General features: G+C 54.7%; 1 protein-coding gene. It reads right to left on the reverse strand.

What is annotated here, in order from left to right; genetic code table 11:
- Positions 1-983 precede the first annotated feature (983 nt).
- Positions 984-1,268 (reverse strand): type II toxin-antitoxin system RelE family toxin, encoded by a 285-nt coding sequence (locus BMX17_RS24875; RefSeq protein ID WP_092665335.1) that lies wholly within the window; start codon positions 1,266-1,268, stop codon positions 984-986.
- Between the last annotated feature and the right edge of the window lie 54 nt (positions 1,269-1,322).

Raw genomic sequence — 1,322 nt, forward strand, 5'->3', positions numbered from 1 at the left:
CGGGAGATTTGGGTCATGGACAACCGAAGTCTCCCGCTTCAACTCCTTTGATTTAGCGACCTACACCGACGCCATCTAGTGATTCAACACAGCCGGTCGTACCCAACAGCAATCCGAGGGTATCGTTCATATTCTCCAGTATTGGTTGCCTTGACTCTCAGCGTGGTCGACTCTCCAGGTGCCAGTGTCTGCTCATCAGTGGTGATCGAAACGGTAACATCGGCAGGCGCTCCTCTGACTGACCCTGTCACAGAGAGCGTGCCAATCGCTCCACCGGCCAGTTTTAATACCGTACGTCTAAGGTGTTCCTGGCTGTTTGTCCCATCTACTCTTTCTTGTTGATTATCTGGGGAACCAGAGCCTTTCACGCTGGAGGTATGACCGACCTAAGAATAATTAACTTGGGAGTGGTTTACCAGTCGGCAGTAACTACAGGTGCCTACAGCAGCAAAAGGTGTCGTCAGTATCTTTGCGATGGCGGATGAATGGAATGGGAGTCTGAGTGGGACTCCCAGTGCCGATGCGATTCGGTGAGCGCTGATCGCGCTGTAGCAGCATGCAGGAGCAGACATCGCTACGGTGGCGGTAGGTCCGCTCCATGCAGCAGTTGTAGTGCTTGGCTTACAGTTGTTACGGTTAGGTTGAATGTGAACCGCCTCGGGGTCAAGCCCCGAGGCACTCGGCCTGTTCCGCCTGTAGATCGGCTAGAAGACCTGTTCCAGAAAGAAATCACTAGCTACTGACCTACCATCGAAATGAATTTGACACGGGGTGGATTGAAGCAGGCGTATTAGCGACTCTACGCCGCAAAGCACAAGAAAGAGTGGGCCGAGGGAGAGAATTCATTTCGAACATGGTGTGTGTGGGGCGTCTCTATATCCTCTTGCAACAGTATGCCATAACTCACAAGCATGTTCTCCAGCAGTAGTTGAGGTCGGTCGTCTCAATGCATATGGATCGCCGTCGAAGAGAAGCAAGGACGGTCAGTCGTCGTCGCCTCGGTAGGCATCGCCACCGCGCTTGGTGATCGTAAGCACGTAGAGGACCTGCTCACTCCGAGCAGCACGACACCCGAGGCGAAACGGGCCGATTCGGAGCTTCTGGTGAGGCGCCCCTTCGAGCGGTTCGAGATAGTCCATCGGGTTACGCCATTGATCCGTGACGATATCGTCCAGTTTGGAGCTGATTCGATCTTGTGCGTATTCGTCGAGGCCGTCGAACTGGCGGTCTGCTGTATCGGTGAACTCCCAGTCCCACTCGTCACTCATCGTCACTGTTGCCGGCCAGTCCGTGCTCCGCCTTCACGTCGTCGCTCGTTCGCG

It is taken from the genome of Halorientalis persicus (genome assembly GCF_900110215.1).
GTDB classification, from domain to species: Archaea; Halobacteriota; Halobacteria; order Halobacteriales; family Haloarculaceae; genus Halorientalis; species Halorientalis persica.

What these genes read in the sequence shown, in the direction of transcription:
- BMX17_RS24875 (WP_092665335.1), bottom strand. Translation starts at nt 1,268, where the DNA reads ATGAGTGACGAGTGGGACTGGGAGTTCACCGATACAGCAGACCGCCAG.